Raw genomic sequence first — 22896 nt, forward strand, 5'->3', positions numbered from 1 at the left:
GTCACGTTCCAAGAGAAGAAACCGTCACTCATAAGCATGAACTATGGGTTGACGGATCTTCTTATCGCCATGTTCAGGTTATTTTCATAACCCATGCATCTCGATGTCGGTCGTAATGCTGCTTGTATAACAGCGTATCCTTGCCATCTAAGATAGCAGGAATACTGATGTTTTCATCCCATCCATCTAACTGCATACATAAATCAGGGTCTGATTTACACGGAATACTAAGCGTATGCTCACCTTTTGTCTGTGATGATAATTCTGCATCATCAACTTCAAACTGCCTGATTTTTACAATGCTTTTCCCCATAAAGGCTCCTTACTAATGGTGTGGCAGGAGGTATGACCAGATTGATCACCTTATTGAGAATAGCTGAGCTGAAGAAAATCGCCAGAGATACTTTCTAAAAAATCTCTTGGAAGTAAAATAGCTCTTGGAAAACAAATAACACTGGATATATGTAGGTATGCACGGATGTTCAATTCAATATTCCAATACAACACTCACATTATCTTGATAAGTTCCCACCGTTTTCTGTGCTTGCTGCGCATTGATTACGGCATTATAAGGGATCAACTGCTGAGTGCCTGTCGCGGTACTCGTTCTTTTGTTCGTCACATTCCACGGTATTATTCCAGCCCCTTGATACAGTTGATACTGTAAATAGTCAGTTCCAGAGGTTAATTTCATTCGAGGCCATGGTGCGACGAAATTACTTCCATTGGTTATGTAAGTCGTGAAAGTGGCATTTTTTGTACAGGTGGCTGAGATGTTTTGATTAACAGGAACAAACTGGGCAATTAATGCATAACTGCCGAAATTAACGTTTGGGGCACTGTTAATGACGCAGTCGTTACTGACTGTTAATGTGACTGTAACGGTGGAGGTTGCCGTTCCACTGAAGGGGCCGCCAAGGCAGAGACTAATGATAGAGGTAGCACATAAATTATAATTCCAGTTTAAATTAATTACATCGGTATATGTTCCGGCACTGACGTTAACATTAATAGCGTTATTGCTACCAGTTCGAATATAAATAGGGAGGTTAGCACTAATTTGGAAAAATGTTACAGTGAGTAAACTGCTATTGCTGGCATAATTTATCATGTTGCCTATAGCAACGGGATTGTTATAACCTGCGTCAGAATAAATTGTATAAGGAATAAAGTCACCCGCTGAATTTTTTAGCCTCAAGGTATTAGTTGTACTGGCTACAGTTGCATTTAATATAGGAGAAGCCAATAGGCTCACACCTGTCCCAGTACAGAGCATTGCAGTGGTACCGCTGGCACTTTCTGTTAGGGTATTGACGTTAAATGACGAATTGGGTGGGAGCGTAACGGTGGGGGAGCTAAAGGTACAGGCTAATGTATTCCCTGCATAAAATAACCATAATACAGGTAATGCTCGCCAGCTAAGCCAATACCTGGGAGTGTTCGTTATGGTGGAGATCTCTCTGGCGGTGGATAACATTCGTCGTTCCTCATATGAAGTCTATACCCGTCATACTCCAAGCTGCATGCGCGTTGGCTTTCTTCGTTTACCCCGGTTACTGACTGGTGCAAGCTCCTGGAGACGTACTCAGTTGACGCTTTCCTGCAACTTGAATTATTTTGAGTATATTGATAGCATCTTATAGCGACTATCGGCATACGGTGGTGCCAGCATCCTGTATACCTTCCGTCGTCTTTAGTCTGAACTGGCTGTAGCACTGTGTGCCATTATCGGCGCGTATAATCCTAATTTTATTTAATTTTCTCAATTTATTTAATGGTGTCACATGTTCGATATATACCATGCCGTCCCAACCGACATAACTTATCGGGACGTTACCGGTGGTATATATTGCACTGCCTTTCGGTAAGTCTTGGCCTGATGTGTCTGTAATTCTAATATTCACTGCGGAAATTCGCTCAATTGGGAAATCAATTAAATAGCCGCTGCGTTCACTAATAGCTAACCTTCGTTCAACATTGGGTAGCAAGACATCTGCCGGTAAATTCATTGGGTCAATCTGGAATTTTGCCTGATAGAATGAGGAGACTGTCGGGATAAGCAAATAACCCTTTGCATTAGTTGTGCCAATAAGTTGATTTTCGTAGCTAACCGGAATATTGCTAAAACCATTGGTTGATACCAAGGCAAAAGCATCGTTAATCATATTACTGGCATAGAGATTTCTATTCATCATCACTAATGAACCGGTTAATCCCCCCCAATAGTTGTAGTTATTACTGTTACCATATAGGCCCACGCGACTTTCCATCATTGACGTACGCCAAATGATGTCTGCCTGTTGGTATTGATTACGGTTACTTGCGCTGTTGGCATAAGCGATGTTCCAGCCCCATCCACCATTCGGGGGCGCAGCACGACTATAATTTAGCCGTTGAGTCCATTGGTTATCACTTGTGCGTGTTGCACTGATGCTGCTTGATCCTCGCTGACCTAACGGAATGCTCCAGACCAGTTGTATATTGTAACCTTTACGGCCCAGCTCACGGTTTAGTGCGCTATAAAAGTTGCTATTGCGTAACAGTGAAGTACTGTAGCTGACATTGATAAGCCGGGTTTGTTCGCCGAGAGTATCTCTGACATCAAAGTAACCAGATCCTAAGTTACCGTAACTATCTAGGCTGATACTCCCCGTGAGTTGAGTCATACGTCGGCTTAAGCGCGAAGGACTTTTATAATTAGCAAGATCAGCATATTCATCACTACAGATAATATGTTGAGCATTTAAATTAAAGAATGCGTTACTGTAGCTATAACCTAATGAACGCTGGTTGCCACGACCATTACGTGAAGTTACAGGGTTCGGTAACCTACTCGATGTGGCGTTATTGGTATTTCGCGGTTCAGCCACCTCGTTAAAAGTGCCGTTCGATGTGTTGCTTATACTGTATGCGCTATTTAGGACACCCAATAATCCCATGCGTAGATTGACGCCCCCCCCAATGACATTCATTTCTTTGGCGATTTCTCCCCGGCCCTCCAGTGTCAACCAAGGTGTGGTGCCGTAACGAACGACGCCACTGGCAGCCATTTCACCGTAGTCTGCTGAGCGAATCGCATAATTACGACGTAGGATCCCCCCCGAGAGACTGAAATCCCACATTCCGGGTTTTAACAGTCTACTGGCAACGTAAAAGGGCACCGATGTGCTGATTTGCCTGCCAAGGGCATCGGTTGTGACGATAGTAGCTTGGCCAGCACCATTTATTCGCGGTGCATTATTGATGACAAAAGGGCCTGGGTTGATATTGGCAGATTGTGTCCTGAAGTTATCAATGTAGAGATCAACGGTGCTGGGTACTGCTGCTTGACCAGAAAATTGTGGTAATGGGTAGGTTATGAGATCGGGCCGGATAGCAAAATGTCGTGCTATCTGAATACCACCAAGGCGTATCGCACTGCTCCATGGCAAAGCACCGGTAATGAGGTCACCTGCGCTATAACGCAGCAGATGTTCTTCGTCATTCTTCTGCCACTGGGTATCAAAACGAATATAGCCTTTAGCGTCATCTGTGTTGTTATTACTTGGAAAGTGGGTGCGATAAACGCCGGTATTACTGAGCAAGCCAAAACGATCAAAAATGCGTTGTTCTGTCCATGCTGAAAAATGAGTTAAAGATGAGTACAGGTAACCTTGTGTGGCATAAATATCGTAATTGAATAAAGCCCCCAAACTACTTTGCGCAAGATTGAAATCATCTTGTTCAGTCACATCGATTTGTTGCTTTGGTAGCCACTCACTGGGGACATTGATTAATAGGCGTTGGTTCTCTCCATCATATTTAACGTTCACGCCCGCCATATTATCAACGGCAATCTCGAGTGCTAGTGGGTCTGATATAGGAAGCCCAATAGTCCTTAGCTGTGATTGAGAAAGATAATAACGGTTGTTGCGATAGCTAACAGGTACAGCACTCCCAAAGTTACGGTCATTTACCACGAGTTCAAGATATAACGTGGTATCAGGCATCGTTGTTGTTGTCGAGGGCGGGGGGAGGCTCCCTCCTAAAATAGGAGAGGGTATTAGTGACGCTAACACTATTGAGCCATATATCAGCACCGATAATGACGGTAGTCGGAATCTGATAATCATCCTCGATCCTCAGTTCATTGTGAGTAAAGTCCCATTTGTTTTTATGTATCTCAATTATTGGTATGGGATAGTTACTGATATGGAATAGTTACTGGTTTAGTATTGTTATTGATGATGGCCACCAACTCACCTTTTCTGGCAGTTAAGTCAATGGGAAAACTCATCTGTGAACCCGCTAATACATAGCCCAATAAACCGTTATTAACCGTCTGGCCGTTGAGTGTGACCTGAGAAATACGTGCATGTATTTCACTTTTATTGCGGATCGTCAGCCATTGCTTCCCCTGTTGCCGATTCAATATATAGCTGAGCACAGGCTGTACAATATCAGTTGGTTGTGTCGCCTCGGGTGCTATCCGCATACCACTCCCATAAACAAATAGGGGCACGGAATAGCGCATTTGAAATCTCAGTCCCAATGATGGGTTGTTTTTTTTATTGGGCTCCTGCCGGGGGATCTCATCGATTAATATTCGGTAGGCCAACTCTTTCCCCGCAGGAACTTGTGTATTTTTAACTAAGCGAATCAGTTGTCGCTTGCCTGGCTGAATATTGGCAACCGGGGGGCTGGCAATAATGGCTGATTGAGAATTGTAATCGTCAAGACCATTAACCTGTCGCCAACTCAGTACTCGTATTTGCATATACGTCGGTTGGCTATCTTTATTTTCCAGCCACAATACCGTGGCATTTTCATTATCGTTAATGACTGGATCAATGGGCCAAACTAATACGGAAACAGCAGCATATAGTGGGACGCAGGGTAGCAGAATAAAGAGCAATGTCAATCTGGATAATAGGTGATATATCATCATCGTAAATTTTTCTCCGCTATATTGTTATTGATCAGTAACTGACAGTAACCAATAACGTATCTGTATAAACTCCCGCAGTAGGTTGTGTATTACTGGCAAACAGTTGTGCATATAAAATAACTTGCTGTAGCGTACCATCGGTAGAAATGACTTGTGTTGTTCCCCCATTTGAACCATCCCCCCAGATAAGGGTTCGGGGGTTATTTTGATAAATTTGATACAGCAAGTATTCACCGGTACTGCTGTTAAGTAGGCGCCTACCCGCGGAGATATTACCCGTCATGTTGGCCCCTGAATTGAGCGCAAGTGTTACGCTAGGATTACCATTACATTGAATGGTAATGGTTCCTGCATTCAGCTCAGAAGTTGCATTAGTGGCGGTTGCCAGAGAAGTAATATTGCCAAAATTTATGGAACCAAAATTGGAGCTGTCAGTTGCACCTCCTCCCAGAACACATCCAGTTAGCACGGTAGCGTTGACGGTGAAAGGGCTAGATACGGGTGATGGTGCCGCGTTAACAGGTATGATAAACAGCGTTGAGATAAGCAAAGCGGCACTGAGGTTATACGGAGGAAAAAGACTTATCATTGTTAGCCCTCCCTCTATGCTTACCAATTCACCGTGACCTGAACGGTATCAGTATAGGTACCTACCGCAGGCGTCGATTGTACAGGAACCTTGCCATAAACCGGTATGGTGACGACTTGTCCGGTAGCAACCTGCGATACACCCACCACATCATCCCAGATGACACTATAGGTCGCGTCGGTATACAGGTTGTAGCTGACCTGCTGGGTTGCTGGTCCCCCGGACAGATAACGGTTATTGGTATTACCACTCTGTCCACCGCTCAGTAATACGTTAAAACTGCTGCCGTTGCTGCATTGCACGGTGATAGCGCCACTATTTGTTTGACCCACCACCGAGATTGGTTGGGTTAACGCGACAGTTGATCCAAAATCCAAGGTGCCGAAACTTGTGCTGCCACTGACAAGAAAACTCGCAAGGCAGGTGGGCAGTAGCGTGGCCGTTACCGTTATATTGGCTGTTTTTGATACTGTCTGTGCGGGATAAGCTTGGAATAGCAATAAGCCGCATACTAGCTTTAAACTGAATACAACAAGATTGTGATTTTTCACTGTTATTACCAAGTAACAGTAACGATAACAGTATCAATATAAGTACTGACACTGGGCGTTGTTTGTATCGGGACTTGGGCATAGATAGTTAAAGGAATAGGAGTGGCAATCCCGGTGCCGGTACCACTTTGGACACCCGTCGTCGGGGTCGCGCTCCATGGCTGACTGTAATTACTGTCTTTGAACAGATTATAATTAACATACTCAAAGGGGGTTGGTGCCGAGGCCCCTCCTCGGAGTCGACGCTGTCCTGAAGTACTACTGTACAGCCCATTATCAATAGCGATGGTATACGCAGTATTAGTACTGCAATACAAATTGAGAGACCCGCTCTGTGTGCCACTGAATGCGACGTTAATTACTGAGGATAGCACCACTACACTACCAAAGTTTATTGTTCCCAGATTACTCAGGCTTCCAGACCCAGTCCCATCGTTGATATAACAGCCGGAGAGGATGGTCAGTGTTGACGCCAGTGTACCTGTGGTAGTACCTGCATTGGCTATTGGTAGCACTGTCTGTAATATGGCTATTACACTTAAACTAAATAAGTTTTTCCTCATTACCCTACCCTTTATTCATATATAGTTAATCGCCAAGTAACCAGAGCGGAGTTGTTGAGCCAATAACGTAAAGCAACAAATATTTTCATTGCTAAACATTAGAAGTATGCATGATTAATTAATGATAATAAATTTAAATAAATAATTAATATCATTATCCTAATATTGATTTATTTTAGGTTCAACATTGTTTTTATTTTTTTTTAAATATTTAATTTGAATCCATTCAGCTGAGTAACTCTATGATGACTTTATTATTAATGGATGCATGAATTGATTAGATTTGCTATTTAATAAATAGGTGATGAGAAGTATATATGAGGAAAAAATAAAGAGACGGATTTAGAGATAAAAAAGAAAACAGCGGTGAATGCTATAGGAATTTAGAAAAATGGTTTATGAGAGTGAAACTTGCGGTGGAAGGCATGAGAGCGGGAAATCATCAGGGCAGCTTATGGCGAGCCACCCTGATGAATTATTTAAGAACGTGGAATGGCGGTTCCCCATTTTCGCCAATCTTTAGGTTCCTCGGGCGCGAGCAAAAAGTGCTGATTGATACTGGCTCTCGGTGCCAGTGGTATGGTTGGTGGAGTAGCGAAAGCGATGCCCCCACGGATAAACTGTTGGAAGGTCCCGCTTTTCACCACACCACCTATCAGACCGAACTCGAGGTTATAACCTGATGCTAGCCAAAAGACCGTGTTTTGTCTCACCAGGTGCTGAAACTTTTGGCTTATCCGCAGTGATACCTGCACTCGATCGGACATTGCACCCAGATTAAAGCCGGTTACAGTGCCGACTTCAAGCCCACGGAACAGGACTGGCGTCCCTACTTGCAACGAGCCAGCTTCAGCGGTATCCAGGATGATGCTCAGGCCATCAAGATAACGGGAGTCAGTAATAGTGGCGGTCTGTAACTCAAAATTGCGCAAAGGCCCCCCTTTACCGGGTTCAACATTAATGTAGGGCTGGAACAAGGTCTCCAGATTATTGACCCCTGCAGCCGAGATCTCCGGTGAGACGATGGAGAAACGGGTACCAACGCGGGTAAAGTTTTGCACATATTCTGGGTAAAGCACGGCTTTGGCTAAGACCTCATTACGTTCTGGTGCCAGCTTCAGTGACTCAACTTGGCCAATATCGATCCCCAAATAGCGGATTGGCATACCCGCCGACAGTTTACTGGCATCAAATGTACGTAATATAATCTGGCTACCCACGGCCCGAGCGGCCGTTTCATTACTATACAACGTCCGTTTGGCCCCTTTATCCAGAGTAACACCTTCTAAATTGTCGAAGCTGATGGCCCCTTTTAAGGCACGGTTAAGCGGTGATGCTTGTACAGTAAGGCCACTCCCACTCAGTTGTACTTTCGCCCCCCCTTCTGACCAAAAAATACTCTTTTCGGTTAGTAGGTTGCGATACTCTGGTTGAATGTAAACATCCACTTCGAAGGCGTTGGCTTTAGGGCGTACGTGAGTAATTTCACCCACCTGAAACTTACGATACAACACCACAGAACCGGCCTGTATATCGGGTAAACTGCTGGCAGTTAGTGTTAGGGTAGTTGCCGGTGAACTGCCTAAAATCCCATCAACTGCTTTTGCCACGCTACTGTAAAGGGGGTATTGGTTCAGTGCCTCGCCTTTGCTACCAGATAGAAGCAGAATACCGCCATCAATCCATTCTTGTGCGCTGGCTCCTTGCACGTTAATTCCATCAATCCCCACGTTAACATCAAGGCGGCTGTTCGCCACAAATTTGCTGTCCTTATGTACCAGATGGCGATATTTCGCTTCTATAGCTGCCGTGAAGGTGACGCCATCGGCTGACAGCTCGCGGGTTAACACCTGACCAATCTTGATACCACGTAGTGAAATAGGCTGGCCGACATCAATGCCATAGCTTTGTGGCGCGGTTAGTTGCAATTCAAGGACATTGGGTTGTTGTAACAGACTTTTACTGCTGGGCAGTACGGTAAAATGTTGTTGTGGCTCACCATCGCCTGGGATCAGCTCTAATGTATTACCCGTTAGCAGCTCACTTAAATTGGTATTACTGAGGCTGATCCGCGGGCTATTCATTTCAATGCGCGTGCCACTACGCATCAAACTCACTACGGAGGGATCAATGGTTAGCTCTCCCGTCACTTTTTGGTCTGGTTGGAGAGTCATTTTAGTCAAGGTGCCGACTTGCAACCCCTGATAAATCAGAGGGGTACGGCCCTCGCTCAAGTGACTGCCCCCTGGTAAATCTAGGGTGATGGCAACCCCGCGCTGACTGTGAGCTAAATCAGAATAAAGTTGGAAAGGCTGATCTGGCGCGGCATCTTGGCTATTTTGTGGGGAATCAAAAGCAATTGCGCCATTGATCAGCGCCGCCAGACTCTCCATTTGCACTGAGGCACCGCTTAGGCTGAAATCACCTTTAAAACCAGAAACATTCCAGAATCGAGAGTCTTTTTTCACCAAATTGGCAAATCGCCTATCAATCAGAACATCAATAATAACTCCGTCATTATCAGGGGCGATCGTGTAGTCATACACTTTACCAACCGGAATTTTGCGATAGTAAACCAACGAGCCGTTATTGAGTGAACCGAGGTCAGGGGCAGAGAGATGAATCATTAATTCGCCTGTATTCAGGCGGAACTTAGGCTGAGTATCCAATGCAGTGAAATGGTTTTGCGGCTTACCCTCACCAGGCATCATGCCGATATAATTACCGCCCACCAGCGCATCCAATCCAGAAACACCGGCCAGAGAGGCTTTGGGGGTCACTAGCCAGAACTGGGTGCCTTCACGTAGCGAGTCCTCCATATCATTCTTGATACTGGCGGTCACTTTAATGTTACGCAGGTTATCATCCAAGCTGATGGATTGAACCAAACCTACATCCACGCCTTGATAGCGGATAGGCGTGCGGCCAGCAACAATTCCAGCAGCTGACTGAAAATCAATAGTGATTTCCGTCCCACGTTCTTGCCAATTGTTATAAATCAGCCAGCCCGTGATCAGTAGCGCAATAAAAGGCAGTAGCCAGAAGGGTGAGATCCGGCGTTTATGTTTTACATGAGCTTCAGTCGGTGTACTCGGTATTTCCTGTTGCATATGCATCCCAAATCAATCGGCTATCTAGCCACTCAACAGCAAGAATAGTCAAAATAACCGCAGACCCAAAATAGAAGGCTGCTGGCCCCATAGTGAAGGAAAAGAGCTGATCGCGATTAATCAACGACATCATTAATGCGATAACAAAGAGATCCAGCATTGACCAGCGACCAATCCAGGTGATCAACCGCAGCAAACGCATACGGGTTTTCAGGCTGTGTTGTGTCTTTAGGTGAATACTGAGCAACAACGTGATTAACACAATCACTTTAGTAAACGGCACCAACACACTGGCGATAAATACCACGGCAGCAATGGGAAGATTACCTGATGACGCCAAAGAAACCACACCGGAGAAAATGGTATCTTCCATCTGTACTCCATTGGCATAAACGATTGATATTGGAAGTAGGTTTGCGGGCAATAACAAAACGATAGCGGCAATTAATGCGGCCCAGGTTTTCTGTATACTATGACGCCGGCGATGGCGAAGAGGAGTATGGCAACGCGAACAACGGCCATGGCTATCGGGGTGCCCAGCGTAGTGGCACGATAAACAAACGCGCAGTGTTTCCTGCGGGCCAGGCGTCTGCTCTTGCGGATAAAACCGTTCCCAAAGCTGTTCCAGATTCAGATGAACTAAGGTCAGAATACTGAGTAATGTCAGGGTCAGATAGGCTATCAGACCTGTACCCGGCATGATGTCAGCGTACTCTTTGACTTTAATACAGGCGACTGCCATGCCGATTAAATAGATATCTAGCATGACCCACTCTTTCAGCCGTTCCAATATAAGCAGTATTGGGCGCAGATTTATACCAATCCGGCTACCAATACGCAGATACAGAATAGAGAGGGTTAAGGTTACAGGCGCAGCGAGTACACAAAATGCCACCATACTGGCCGTTATGGGGTCGCCTTGGCGGCTCATTTGCCAAATCCCCGCTAACAGACTGGCATCAATACGTGTGCCGAGTAAGCGAATACTGATCAGGGGTTCAGTGAAGGCGAACGGTATTAACAGCAACATGGCGAAAGCCATGGCGGTCAACCGGGTCAGCGACCAGTCACGCCCACTGGTTATTTTGGCGTTGCAGCGTGGGCAATAGGCTGTTTGGTTGCTCCCCAGTGGTGGCAAGGTGAATAGGGCATCGCACTCGCAGCATCGTTGAACTCGCGCGGTGGATAATGGGCGTTGAATTGCATGTATTTTCATTAGATAGAGGATCGCTCTACATAGGATGCCATCAGTATATTGTATCGTTTTGTAAAAAATAGCGCGGTTTATAATGATGTAATCGGGCGAAACAGGTGATAAAACGGATGAATTCATAACATAGGTAACTCTTTTGCAACATTACAGAGGAATACCCTTGTCGCCAAGGGTATTTAATGATTATTTTATATAAGCCAAGCATTCATTGCCCTTGGCTATTCTTTGGATTCTAACGGTCATCACATGAAAAAAGCAGAATTCTACGCGGAATTAAAACGTGACTTATGTGCCTTAGTTGCAGGTGAAACGAATTTTATTGCCACACTGGCCAATGCCAGTGCCTTGCTTTATGAACGCCTTGATGGCTTGAATTGGGCTGGTTTCTACTTGATAGATGGCAAACAACTTGTACTCGGGCCTTTTCAGGGAAAGATTGCATGTGTGCGTATTCCGGTAGGAAAAGGGGTGTGTGGAACCGCGGTAGCAGAGAACCGCGTTCAGCGGGTAGGTAATGTGCATGTTTTCCCCGGTCATATTGCCTGTGATGCAGCAAGTAACGCTGAAATTGTGTTGCCAATCACTGTAAAGGGGAAAGTTATCGGCGTTTTGGATATTGATAGCATTGTTTATGATCGCTTTGATGAAGACGACGAATTGGGTTTAATCTCAGTTGTGGCGGGGCTTTGCGAGCATCTTGAGTGTTGTGACAGTGCCAAATATGTCACAGAGACTGCAAGTTGATATACGGATAACGTGGCAATTGCTGATGGCGTCATTATAATGACGCCTGTTCATGCCTGCGCTGGTTGGCAAACCCGTTGTAATCAGGAAATTTCATGGAAAATCAACCTAAGTTGAACAGTAGCAAAGAAGTCATAGCCTTTTTGGCCGAGCGGTTCCCGCTTTGTTTCACCGCCGAAGGCGAAGCACGCCCACTTAAGATCGGTATTTTTCAAGATCTAGTAGAACGTGTTCAGGGGGAAGAGAATTTAAGCAAAACGCAATTGCGTTCTGCGCTGCGTCTCTACACCTCAAGCTGGCGTTATCTTTATGGGGTCAAAGTCGGTGCTGAGCGTGTTGATTTGGATGGCAACCCTTGTGGTGTGCTGGAAGAGCAACATGTAGAACATGCCCGCAAACAGCTGGAAGAAGCGAAAGCCCGTGTTCAGGCACAACGCGCTGAACAACAGGCTAAAAAGCGCGAAGCTGCCATTGCTGCGGGTGAAACGCCAGAGCCACGTCGCCCACGTCCGGCAGGTAAAAAACCTGCGCCGCGTCGTGAAGCGGGTGCGGCTCCGGAAAACCGCAAGCCTCGTCAGTCACCTCGCCCGCAACAGGTTCGGCCACCTCGTCCACAGGTTGAGGAAAACCAGCCACGCCCTGTGCCGGTCACAGATATCTCTAAACTGCAAATTGGTCAAGAAATCAAAGTCAGAGCAGGCAAGAGTGCAATGGATGCAACCGTATTGGAAATCGCTAAAGATGGCGTACGGGTGCAGCTATCTTCCGGTCTGGCGATGATTGTGCGCGCAGAACACTTGCAGTTCTGATACGGAGGCCAACCTAGGCATGAACAAATTTGTCAGACTAGCAGCAATCGCAGGCTTGTTACTGGCTGGGGCGAGTTACGCAACCGATACAACGTATCGAATTGATCAACTCCCTCAACTGCATCAGGAACCTGAGCATGCAACCGTGAGTGAGCGCGTAACATCGCGCTTCACTCGCTCTCACTATCGCCAATTTGCATTGGACGAGCAGTTTTCCGCCAAAATATTTGATCGCTACCTCAATATGCTGGATTACAGCCATAATGTATTGTTGGCATCAGATGTGGCACAGTTCGCGGATAAAAAGTATTCGCTGGACAAAGAGTTAAAATCAGGTCAATTAGACACACCTTTTGCCTTATTCAATTTGGCGCAGAAACGCCGTTTTGAACGCTATCAATATGCTTTGTCAGTACTGGACCGGCCAATGGTCTTTACTGGTAACGATACGATTGATATTGATCGGGCAAAAGCGCCGTGGCCAAACAGTGAAGCTGAGCTGAATGCGCTTTGGGATGCAAAAGTAAAATACGACCAGCTTAATTTGAAGTTAGCCGGTAAAACGGATAAAGAAATTAAAGAGACGCTGACAAAACGTTATCAATCAGCCATTAAACGTTTGACGCAAAGTAACAGCGAAGATGTTTTCCAACTGATCATGAATGCCTTTGCTCGCGAGATTGACCCGCATACCAGCTACCTTTCTCCACGTAATACTGAACAGTTCAATACCGAGATGAGTTTGTCTCTGGAAGGTATTGGCGCGGTATTGCAAATGGATGATGATTATACACTAATCAATTCTATGGTCCCTGGCGGTCCGGCGGCGAAGAGTAAAACGATTGCAGTAGGTGATCGGGTTATCGGTGTGGGGCAGGCGGGTAAGCCAATGGTTGATGTTATCGGCTGGCGTCTTGACGATGTGGTTGCTCTGATCAAAGGGCCGAAGGGCAGTAAAGTACGGTTAGAGATTTTACCTGCGGGTAAAGGGACTAAACCTCGTACTGTAACCTTGACTCGCGAACGCATTCGTCTGGAAGATCGCGCGGTGAAAATGTCGGTGAAAACCATCGGTAAAGAGCGCGTAGGTGTGTTGGATATTCCAGGTTTCTATGTTGGCCTGACCGAAGACGTTAAGGTGCAATTACAGAAGCTTGAGAAACAGAATGTCAGCAGCATCATCATTGATCTACGCAGTAATGGTGGTGGGGCATTAACCGAAGCTGTTTCGCTTTCTGGTTTGTTCATTCCGAGTGGGCCGGTGGTTCAGGTGCGGGATAACAATGGCAAAGTGCGTGAAGACAGCGATACTGACGGTGTGGTGTATTACAAAGGTCCGCTAGTGGTGTTGGTTGATCGCTACAGTGCGTCGGCGTCTGAGATTTTTGCCGCTGCCATGCAGGATTATGGCCGTGCATTAGTTGTCGGTGAGCCAACCTTCGGTAAAGGTACTGTTCAGCAATATCGCTCGCTTAATCGTATATACGATCAAATGTTACGCCCTGAGTGGCCAGCGTTAGGTTCACTGCAATATACCATTCAGAAATTTTATCGGGTGGATGGCGGTAGTACGCAGCGCAAAGGTGTGACTCCAGATATCGTGATGCCTACAGGGGTTGATCCGGCGGAAACGGGTGAAAACTTCGAAGATAATGCTTTGCCATGGGACAGTATCAATGCTGCCAGTTATACCAAGACCGGTGATTTGAAACCATGGGAGCCTGAGTTACTGAAGAATCATGCTGAGCGTATCGCCGCTAATCCTGAATTCCAGTATATTCAGAAAGATATTGAGCGTTATAAAGCATTAAAAGATAAACGTAACATTGTCTCTCTTAACTACGCACAGCGTGAAAAAGAGAACCGTGATGATGATATGACGCGCTTGACTCGTTTAAATGAACGGTTCATCCGTGAAGGCAAAAAGCCTCTGAAATCGTTGGATGATTTACCAAAAGATTATCAGGAGCCGGATCCTTATCTGGATGAAACGGTGAATATTGCTTTGGATTTAGCGCACCAAGAAAAAGCTCAACCACAGATTGCGTCTCGCCCTGCCGCAGCTGCTACCGCTGCGGCAACAGTAAAATAAATCTGCGAATGATGTGAGGAATCCGGGTCTTATTGGGCCCGGTTTTTTTTTGCTTTTTTCAGGTGCATGACGGAGGAATAGGCTGCTTAACCCTTGTTACAATCAGATGTCACGGCGTATTGCTTGGGGCATTAGGCCAATTATGGCCTGCTCATTCTTAATATACCCGTCGTCCTTCAAGATACAGGGGTTAGCTGCCCTAACTCACTCCAGTCACTTAGTTATCTAAACTCCTGAGGATTGTCTACCTGCATCGCGAAGTAACTTGGGTGTAGATCTACAAAATAATAATGAGAAAACATTGGTTATGCGCGTTGCCTTGTCAGGGAAATATCATATGGCGAAGAAATAATAAAATATGTAATAAAAAACATCCAGTTTTGTAAAGTTGTGTTGATTCTTTTTGTTAGAACTTAACAAGCCTTGAAAATTTATCAGATGCCCATACGATTAACGTATCTCACAGTAATTTATTCAAGAATCTTTTTTTGCTTAACGCAAATCTGACTCAATATAAATTTGGTTTAACACAGCTTGTTTCAACATAATCAACTTGTTTCAACGTAATCAATTTGGCTCAACACGATTAATTTGACTCAACACAATTAATTTGACTCAACACAATAAGGAAAAATTCTTATGATGCGTATCGCTCTGTTCCTTCTCACTAACCTGGCGGTGATGCTGGTGTTCGGGTTGGTGTTAAGTCTGACGGGAATTCAGTCAAGCAGTGTGCAGGGGCTGATGATTATGGCGGGTTTGTTTGGTTTCGGTGGCGCATTTGTTTCGTTACTGATGTCCAAATGGATGGCTCTACGTTCAGTGGGCGGGGAGGTTATTGAACGGCCACGTAATGAAACAGAACGCTGGTTGTTGGAAACCGTACGTCTCCAGTCTCTGCAGGCGGGGATAGCTATGCCACAAGTGGCTATTTATCAGGCACCGGATATTAATGCCTTTGCGACTGGTGCACGTCGAGATGCCTCGCTAGTGGCGGTTAGTACCGGTTTATTGCAAAACATGAGCCGTGATGAGGCTGAAGCGGTGATTGCCCATGAAATCAGTCATGTGGCTAATGGTGATATGGTCACCATGACCTTGATTCAAGGGATCGTGAATACGTTCGTGATCTTTGTTTCACGACTGATTGCACAAATTGCCGCTGGTTTCTTGTCTGGTGACCGCGACGGTGAAAGTAACAGCGCCGGTAATCCAATGGTCTATTTTGCGGTATCAATGATACTAGAGTTGGTGTTCGGTATTCTTGCCAGCATTATTACCATGTGGTTCTCACGTCATCGTGAGTTCCATGCAGATGCCGGTTCTGCAAAATTGGTTGGGTGTGAAAAAATGATTGCTGCATTACAACGGCTGAAAACCAGCTATGAACCGCAGGAAGCGGGTAGCATGATGGCTTTCTGTATTAATGGTAAATCTAAAACGTTTAGTGAATTGTTTATGTCACACCCGCCTTTGGATAAACGTATCGAGGCATTACGTTCTGGTCAGTATCTGAAGTAATATCAGTATCTGAAGTAATAGGAATAAATCGGGCGAAATAAGCGGCTTCGATTCGCGAAGCGATAATATGGTCTTCCCACCCTGTGAGCGATAAGCTGACAGGGTGTTTTTTTTGATGGGCTTATAATGCAAAATGCCTAGATTTGGTAGGTGGATAGCATGAATCATAGTAATTTTCCTAAATAATAATTTTTTTTCACCTTAGTAAAGTAAATAATGTGTAAAAATGTTTCTAGCGTGGGCGTCATTAAAAAATCTGTGACTTACCTCACTGAAAAACGACATTTTTTGTTTTTTTATCCTAATGCTGGCATAAGAAAAATCCTATATGACTGTTTTTCCTGTTTTTTATTCACTAATTGTTTTTTTACTCGAATAGTTCTTTATGTGGTTGGTTTTTTAAATGAAAATAAGTTGTAGGATATTTCATACGCAATAAAGGACGATTCATACAATCTTGTTCCTGTTTTCTTTATTGTCTTTTAAGTTATTCTTAATATCTGAAGAGATATTTGTATTTATGCAGTTGTAGCTAAATTGACAATTATTCAAATGCTGTAATAATAGCCCTATCGAAATCGAACCACACTAATTAATGATATTATTCTCATCAACTCTATTAATATTAAATCTTAATATTAAACATAGGAAATAAACATGAAAATCAAATCAATCAATATATTAATTGCAGCTATCGCTGGCATATTTATTACCCAATCAGCATTTGCAGTCGATGGTACTATTACTATTAACGGTAAAATTACTGATACGACGTGTGGTATCTCTGTCAATAACGGCACTAAAGATGGCACAGTCACATTGCCAACGGTTTCTGCAAGTGCACTGGACGGTATTAACTCTGTAGCGGGTACCACACCTTTCAATATCGTATTAACAGGTTGTACTGGGGCGACAATGGGTAATGCCTATGCTCATTTTGAGCAGGGTACTAACGTAGAAACGGCTACTGGCCGTTTAAATAACAGTGATATCAATGGTGCAACCGGCGTACAGGTTCGTCTATTAGACAAAAATAGTGCTGCTATCGTGGTGGGTTCTAGCAACCAAGGTAGTGTAGTAGAAGATATTTCTGGTGATGACGCAACATTAAGCTATTATGCACAATATTATGCAAATGAAGCGAATGTCGAAGCAGGTTTGGTCACAACGAATGTCGACTATACTATTGTTTATGATTAATGTTTGTTCATGATTAACTAACGCGGATAGCAAATCCAATCCGGCATAAAATGGGAGCTTAATGCTCCCAGCTTTATAAGTTCGACATCATTGGAACCCATATGCGCAGAACGCTCCTCACTACATTGTCACTCTTAAAGGCTGTGTCATTTTTAAAGACATTGTCATTTTTAACGACACTGACACTCTTAACATTACCAATTGTGGTGACCGTTGCCCGTGCTGAAGTGATGATCAGTGGTACACGTGTTATTTATGAAGAGAAACAACGTGAGGGTGTGGTAAAGGTTTCCAATACTGGCGATATGCCAGTCCTGCTTCAGGCCTGGATAGATAAAGGTGATGCGAACGCACGCCCAGATACTATCAAGGTGCCTTTTAGTGTAACCCCCCCGGTAGTACGTTTAGACCCTAAGAGGGACCAAACTATTCGTCTTTTTCGCACTGATGGTGGATTAGCGGCTGATCGTGAAACGTTATTTTGGTTTAACTTATTAGAGGTCCCGCCAAAACCAATCCAAAGTGCGACTGGTGGTGAGAACAAAATGCAATTGGCTTTCCGTACCAGAATTAAAATGTTTTACCGCCCTGAAGGGTTAACAGTATTACCTACGCAAGCGGCCAAGAACCTCGCCTTTTCGATGAAAGGCAATCAGGTCGTCATAAAAAATGCATCACCGTATTACATTACCTTGAGAAAATTAGAATTACGTACGTCAGAGAAAGGACCGGTGTTGGCTAATCTTACTAAAATAAATAATAAAATGGTTGCCCCTTTTAGTGAACTAAGTTTACCCGCTAATGCAAAAAAATCGATCAATAACTCGGCGCAAGTTTTTTATTCTGTTATTAATGATCAGGGCGGCGAAACTCAGGGTACGCAAAAACTGACCCAATAAAACTATAAAAAATACAAATTAAGGGTAATTTGTATTTTTGCGATTTTATATGCTGCATTTAATTTAATGGCCTCGATATAATGCTTAGTGCTTTCATATGTTATCAAAAAAACGAGTGCCTAAAATATTTACCGGCATTCTCTTTTGCTATTTGTGGTATTGGTGGCATGTTATATACTCCATCATCTGCCGCTGAAAATTCTGAATACGTTGAGTTTAGTGACGCTTTCCTCCGTTTTCCCGTTGATGCCACCCGCTACAGTGAGGGTAATCCTGTTTCCCCGGGTGAGCGTCATATTGATATCTATTTAAATGATCAATGGATTGGTCGCCAGAAAATGCGTTTTGCATTACCGTCGCCAGAATCTAAAGTTGCCACCCCCTGTTTTGACGTAAAACTCTTTGATGAGTTGGGGGTTGATACGGATAAGTTATCTGTCGATACCTTGAAATTGCTCGAAAGTAGCGTGGCATGCTCTCCGTTGAGTCGTTTGCTGGAAGGTGCAAGTGCTATTTTCGACGACAATCAGCAACGCTTGGATATTCAGGTTCCTCAAGCTTATCTGTTCCGTCAGGCTCGCGGTTATGTGCATCCTAAATATTGGGATGATGGCGTGACAGCGGCCACCTTGAAATATGACTATACCGGTTACCGCAGTAATCAGCATGATATCGGTAGCCAGACCTATCAATATCTGGGGCTATTGGGGGGACTTAACTGGCAAAGCTGGCGTCTATATTACCGTAGTGCATTGAACCGAAGTGATAGCCAAGGCTTTGATTATCAGAACCTGGCCACTTATGTTGAACGGGCCGTTCCCTCTCTATACAGCAAGATGACTATTGGTGATTCAAACACGGATGGTCAGGTGTTCGACAGCATTAGCTATCGCGGCATTGAGTTGACCTCAGATGACCGGATGTATGCGGATTCTCAGCGGGGTTATGCGCCAGTGGTACGGGGTGTTGCTCGAACTAACGCCCGTGTCGTGGTGCGTCAACAGGGAAGGCCTATTTATGAAACGACGGTACCACCAGGGCCTTTTGTCATTGACGACCTCTACCCGACCGGTCAGGGTGGCAATCTCAATGTCACCATTACCGAAGCGGATGGCAGTGAACAGACATTTATCGTTCCTTTTGCCTCGATAGCTGAGTTGCTGCGACCGGGAACCACGCGTTACTCATTGATGGCAGGTGAGTATCGTGACAATTCGATGGTAGATAAACCGGTCCTATTTATGGGAACGGTGCGTCATGGTTTATCCAATTTACTCACCGGTAACGGTGGGGTGGTTGCGGCTGAAGGCTATTTATCGGCCTCTGCCGGGCTGGCATTTAACACACAGGTTGGTGCAGTGGCATTTAATGTGACGCAAGCACAAACCCGTCTGCCTAATAAAGATAATCAAAGTGGGCAAAGTATTGGTGTGACCTATGCCAAATCCTTGCCGGAAACCAATACCAACTTGACCATCGCCAGTTATCACTATTCCAGTAACGGTTTTTATACACCGGCAGAAGCCATGCGCATGCGTGATTATTTACAGCATGGTGAAATCAATAATACGCAGATTGATTCAAGTTGGCCGAATGGCAGTGATCGCTATGATGATAGTTTTAAGTATCGTCGCCGCAATCAGGCGCAAGTGAGTATCGCTCAGGGCTTACCTGATGGCTATGGCTCGTTCTACGCGAATGCCAATGTGCAGGATTACTGGGATGGACGTAACCGCGATATGAATTTTCAATTCGGCTACACGAATAGCTATAAATCGCTGAGTTATAACGTGGCGCTTAACCGCTTGCGTGATATACCTAGCGGAGATTGGGACAACCAATTAAGTGTTTCCCTTTCTATTCCTCTGGGGACCCATGCGGGTGCACCACGTTTGAGTTCCAGCTATTCCAATACTCGTGGTAGCAGTGCAATACAAACCGGGGTTTCTGGCTCTGCGGGTGAAGATAATCAATTTAGCTATGGTGTATCTGCGGCGAATAACCGTAGCGATGAAAATGGCAGTTATAACACCCTGGGCGCGAATGGCAGTTGGCTGGCACCTTACGCCACTGTGGGTGGCAGTTATTCGAAAAGTGACAGCTACGATCAAGCCAGTGCCAGCTTATCAGGGGGGGTAGTAGCTTATCGTGGAGGGGTGATATTGGCCCCGGCACTGGGTGATACCGTTGGTATTATTGAAGCTCCAGATGCTGCGGGAGCGCGTGTCGGCAGCTACTCCAGTATGTATCTTGATCGCCGTGGGCGTGCGATATTGCCTTATTTAAGTCCGTATCGGCAGAATGATGTTGAATTGGATCCGAAAGGGCTATCTGCAGATGTTGAGTTTAAAAGTACTAGCCAAAAAGTTGTGCCAACCGCGGGTGCTGTTGCATTGGTAACATTCGATACCTCAACCGGTTATTCGGTTTTATTAATGGGGCATCTGGCAGACAACACCCCCTTGCCGTTTGGGGCGGAAGTAAAAGATGACAGTGGTACCAGCGTCGGTTTTATTGCTCAGGGCGGTCAGGCGATGGTTCGAGTGAATCAACAAGCCGGTAATCTGCGAGTGATATGGGGTGATGGCATCGGTGAGAGTTGCAGTTTTGACTATAAATTGCCGGAAGGTAACCTGGTAAAAGGTGACTATCGGCGGTTAGAGGTGGTATGCGAATGAATTCTTATTTCTATAGGGTGAAAACAGCGATTCTGCATATCAGCATGCACCTGCGTGTTCATGTTAATGTCCGATCTGTTGCTACGCTACTGATACTGGTCGTCGTGGGCGGGGGGGCAAGCAGTAAAGTGCGGGCTGAAGGTCTTGGGATAAATTGTGACTATACTGGTGGTATTTACATCTATCCCCCTGACGGCGTTATTTATGTTAAACCTAATGCGGCTATAGGTGATCCTATTGGTTCTTGGATGTCCATCAGCGCACCTGAAGTTTGGTCATGCTCGCTATTAGCCGCTTACCAGTCCCGGGATGTGCGGGCTGGGATTCTGGTGTTTTCACCTTATAATCCATTACTTACGACCAATATTGATGGTAGTAATTACAAAATTTTCCGCACTGGCGATATTAATCCTGGCTTGGGAATTGCCGTACGTTTTCGTGCTATAGGGGCCGGTTTTAGCAGCGATTGGACCCAACTAGATGGTTTTGGGCTTGCAGAAGGCACGGTGAGTGCCCCATTAATAGGACCGGTTCCTTATAATAATGGTGCTAAATTCCCCTTGGGAATGGAAATGCAAATTCACTATGTGAAGGCGAGTGAACAGCTAAGGTCGGGTGGCGTAGGGATCTTTGATTTTGCTTATCTTTACCATAGGCGCTCCATTGATGGTGTGCCGGATAATAGTGGTGCTCGCTACAGGATTGTTCAGGTCCGGGCAAATAGTATTAATATTCAGATAATGACGCAAACCTGTACCACGCCTAATGTGATTGTGAATCTGCCTGATGTCAATTTGCGGCAGTTTACTGGCATTGGTTCAGTGACAGCACTTAAGGCTTTTAATCTGAATTTTAATAATTGCCCTGGTGGGCTAGACGGTATTAATTATAAATTTGGTGCGACGACGAATATTCTGAATTCGGCTAATGGTGTCGTTGCGTTGGATACCAGCTCGACTGCTGAGGGGGTGGGGGTATTACTGCGCAGCCAATCAGATGCGGCGATTGAATTGGATAAGGAATACACGATGAGTGGTTATAACACCAGTAGCACACAAAGTTACACGGTACCCATGCAGGCGGGAATTTACCAAACAGAAAACACCGTGACACCCGGTTCAGTAAAAGGTGGGTTCACATTTACGTTGATCTATAAATGAAAATGTTATGGCTAATCCTCATATCGCGTGCCCGCAAGGTGAATAATCTGCGTACTTTACTGATGACGGCTATTTTAAGCAGCTTGGTGCTGAGTGCCACTGTTCAAGCCAGTATTGCGATTGGCCTGACACGGGTGATAGTGACCGGTGCTGATAAATCCGGCAGTGTGCAGATCCTCAATGACGGCCTTCACCCAGCGTTGTTGCAACTCTGGGTGGATAATAATATCGCTGAAATGGATAAGCCCATTGAGCAGATAAACGTCCCGTTTGTGGTTGATAACCCGCTATTCCGCCTTAACGGCAAGACCAATAAATCTATCCGTATTTACTATACCGGAAGCGCTAATCAGTTGCCGTCTGACCGCGAATCCATGTTTTGGCTTAATGTGTTGGAAGTGCCGCCCAAAGCGTCTTCATCCCAATCATCACAAAATGCGGTACAAATCGCTTTTCGCTCACGTATTAAATTATTTTACCGCCCGGCAGAAATACCGATCAGTTCAGAAGGCGTAGCAACTAAGTTATCTTTCACTCTGGTACCTAAAGGGGATGGCAGTGTGTTACGCGTGACCAATCCGACGCCATTCAATGTCACATTCCAGACATTGGCTATCGGCCAAAGTAATACCGCACCGGGCATCACTATCAAACTGGGCGCTGATGATATGGTGGGGCCAAAAAGCAGCGTGGATAGTGCCCCTGTGGGCAACAACGCGCTGGTGAAGAATATGAGTGTGTTTTTCTCAATTATTGATGATTTTGGCTCACCCATTGAAGGCCAGCAGCCGCTACAATAAGTCAGTGATCGTCTTGCTGGGGGAAACCAACACTCAGGCT

General features: G+C 45.2%; 18 protein-coding genes. 9 read left to right on the forward strand and 9 right to left on the reverse strand.

Translation table 11 applies throughout. From position 1 onward, the window contains the following. Window positions 1-73: 73 nt before the first annotated feature. The 9 genes from AC971_RS13665 to yebS all read right to left on the reverse strand — a co-directional run bounded on the left by AC971_RS13665 (window position 74) and on the right by yebS (window position 10956). The gene (locus AC971_RS13665) at window positions 74-313 is read right to left on the reverse strand and encodes a YebV family protein (RefSeq protein WP_025384105.1); all 240 of its coding nucleotides are present in this window, start codon (window positions 311-313) and stop codon (window positions 74-76) included. 174 nt (window positions 314-487) lie between these two features. Beyond that, a complete protein-coding gene (locus tag AC971_RS13670; protein ID WP_025384104.1) occupies window positions 488-1477 on the reverse strand; it encodes a Csu type fimbrial protein in 990 nt (329 codons plus the stop codon). Between the two features lie 169 nt (window positions 1478-1646). Then, window positions 1647-4112 (reverse strand): fimbria/pilus outer membrane usher protein, encoded by a 2466-nt coding sequence (locus AC971_RS13675; RefSeq protein WP_025384103.1) that lies wholly within the window; start codon window positions 4110-4112, stop codon window positions 1647-1649. 71 nt (window positions 4113-4183) lie between these two features. Further along, the gene (locus AC971_RS13680) at window positions 4184-4927 is read right to left on the reverse strand and encodes a fimbrial biogenesis chaperone (RefSeq protein ID WP_025384102.1); all 744 of its coding nucleotides are present in this window, start codon (window positions 4925-4927) and stop codon (window positions 4184-4186) included. A gap of 31 nt (window positions 4928-4958) precedes the next feature. Then, on the reverse strand, window positions 4959-5516 hold the full coding sequence (locus tag AC971_RS13685) for a Csu type fimbrial protein (protein WP_025384101.1): 558 nt from the start codon (window positions 5514-5516) through the stop codon (window positions 4959-4961). A 20-nt stretch (window positions 5517-5536) separates the two neighbouring features. Then, window positions 5537-6067 carry a Csu type fimbrial protein gene (locus AC971_RS13690; RefSeq protein WP_025384100.1) on the reverse strand — a complete coding sequence of 177 codons (531 nt, stop codon included), beginning with the start codon at window positions 6065-6067 and terminating at the stop codon, window positions 5537-5539. 5 nt (window positions 6068-6072) lie between these two features. Beyond that, a complete protein-coding gene (locus AC971_RS13695) occupies window positions 6073-6630 on the reverse strand; it encodes a Csu type fimbrial protein (RefSeq protein WP_025384099.1) in 558 nt (185 codons plus the stop codon). A 479-nt stretch (window positions 6631-7109) separates the two neighbouring features. Next, window positions 7110-9740, reverse strand: coding sequence for a PqiB family protein (locus tag AC971_RS13700; protein WP_025384098.1), 2631 nt, complete (start codon window positions 9738-9740; stop codon window positions 7110-7112). Continuing rightward, the gene (yebS, locus tag AC971_RS13705; protein ID WP_038402273.1) at window positions 9709-10956 is read right to left on the reverse strand and encodes a membrane integrity lipid transport subunit YebS; all 1248 of its coding nucleotides are present in this window, start codon (window positions 10954-10956) and stop codon (window positions 9709-9711) included. Before yebS ends, AC971_RS13700 begins: the two co-directional genes overlap by 32 nt. Window positions 10957-11199: 243 nt before the next feature. On the opposite strand from yebS, the gene AC971_RS13710 reads away from it, so the two are divergent. From AC971_RS13710 to AC971_RS13750, 9 genes are all read left to right on the forward strand, one after another. Beyond that, on the forward strand, window positions 11200-11697 hold the full coding sequence (locus tag AC971_RS13710) for a GAF domain-containing protein (RefSeq protein WP_025384096.1): 498 nt from the start codon (window positions 11200-11202) through the stop codon (window positions 11695-11697). A 95-nt stretch (window positions 11698-11792) separates the two neighbouring features. Then, a complete protein-coding gene (gene proQ / locus AC971_RS13715; RefSeq protein WP_002210849.1) occupies window positions 11793-12506 on the forward strand; it encodes an RNA chaperone ProQ in 714 nt (237 codons plus the stop codon). 19 nt (window positions 12507-12525) lie between these two features. After that, a complete protein-coding gene (prc, locus tag AC971_RS13720) occupies window positions 12526-14598 on the forward strand; it encodes a carboxy terminal-processing peptidase (RefSeq protein ID WP_025384095.1) in 2073 nt (690 codons plus the stop codon). 639 nt (window positions 14599-15237) lie between these two features. After that, the gene (htpX, locus tag AC971_RS13725) at window positions 15238-16119 is read left to right on the forward strand and encodes a protease HtpX (protein WP_025384094.1); all 882 of its coding nucleotides are present in this window, start codon (window positions 15238-15240) and stop codon (window positions 16117-16119) included. A 657-nt stretch (window positions 16120-16776) separates the two neighbouring features. Further along, on the forward strand, window positions 16777-17319 hold the full coding sequence (locus AC971_RS13730; protein ID WP_025384093.1) for a fimbrial protein: 543 nt from the start codon (window positions 16777-16779) through the stop codon (window positions 17317-17319). Between the two features lie 101 nt (window positions 17320-17420). Beyond that, window positions 17421-18218, forward strand: a complete 798-nt coding sequence (locus AC971_RS13735) for a fimbrial biogenesis chaperone (RefSeq protein WP_025384092.1) — start codon at window positions 17421-17423, stop codon at window positions 18216-18218. Window positions 18219-18298: 80 nt separating this feature from the next. Continuing rightward, a complete protein-coding gene (locus AC971_RS13740) occupies window positions 18299-20896 on the forward strand; it encodes a fimbria/pilus outer membrane usher protein (RefSeq protein WP_025384091.1) in 2598 nt (865 codons plus the stop codon). After that, window positions 20893-22056: a fimbrial protein gene (locus tag AC971_RS13745; RefSeq protein WP_025384090.1), complete on the forward strand. Its 1164-nt coding sequence runs from the start codon at window positions 20893-20895 to the stop codon at window positions 22054-22056. Before AC971_RS13740 ends, AC971_RS13745 begins: the two co-directional genes overlap by 4 nt. Continuing rightward, entirely contained in the window at window positions 22053-22856 is an 804-nt protein-coding gene (locus tag AC971_RS13750; RefSeq protein ID WP_025384089.1) for a fimbrial biogenesis chaperone, read from the forward strand. The genes AC971_RS13745 and AC971_RS13750 overlap by 4 nt, the downstream gene beginning before the upstream one ends. The last annotated feature ends 40 nt before the right edge of the window (window positions 22857-22896 follow it).

Origin of the sequence: Yersinia similis, assembly GCF_001053095.1 — a bacterium.
GTDB lineage: Bacteria > Pseudomonadota > Gammaproteobacteria > Enterobacterales > Enterobacteriaceae > Yersinia > Yersinia similis.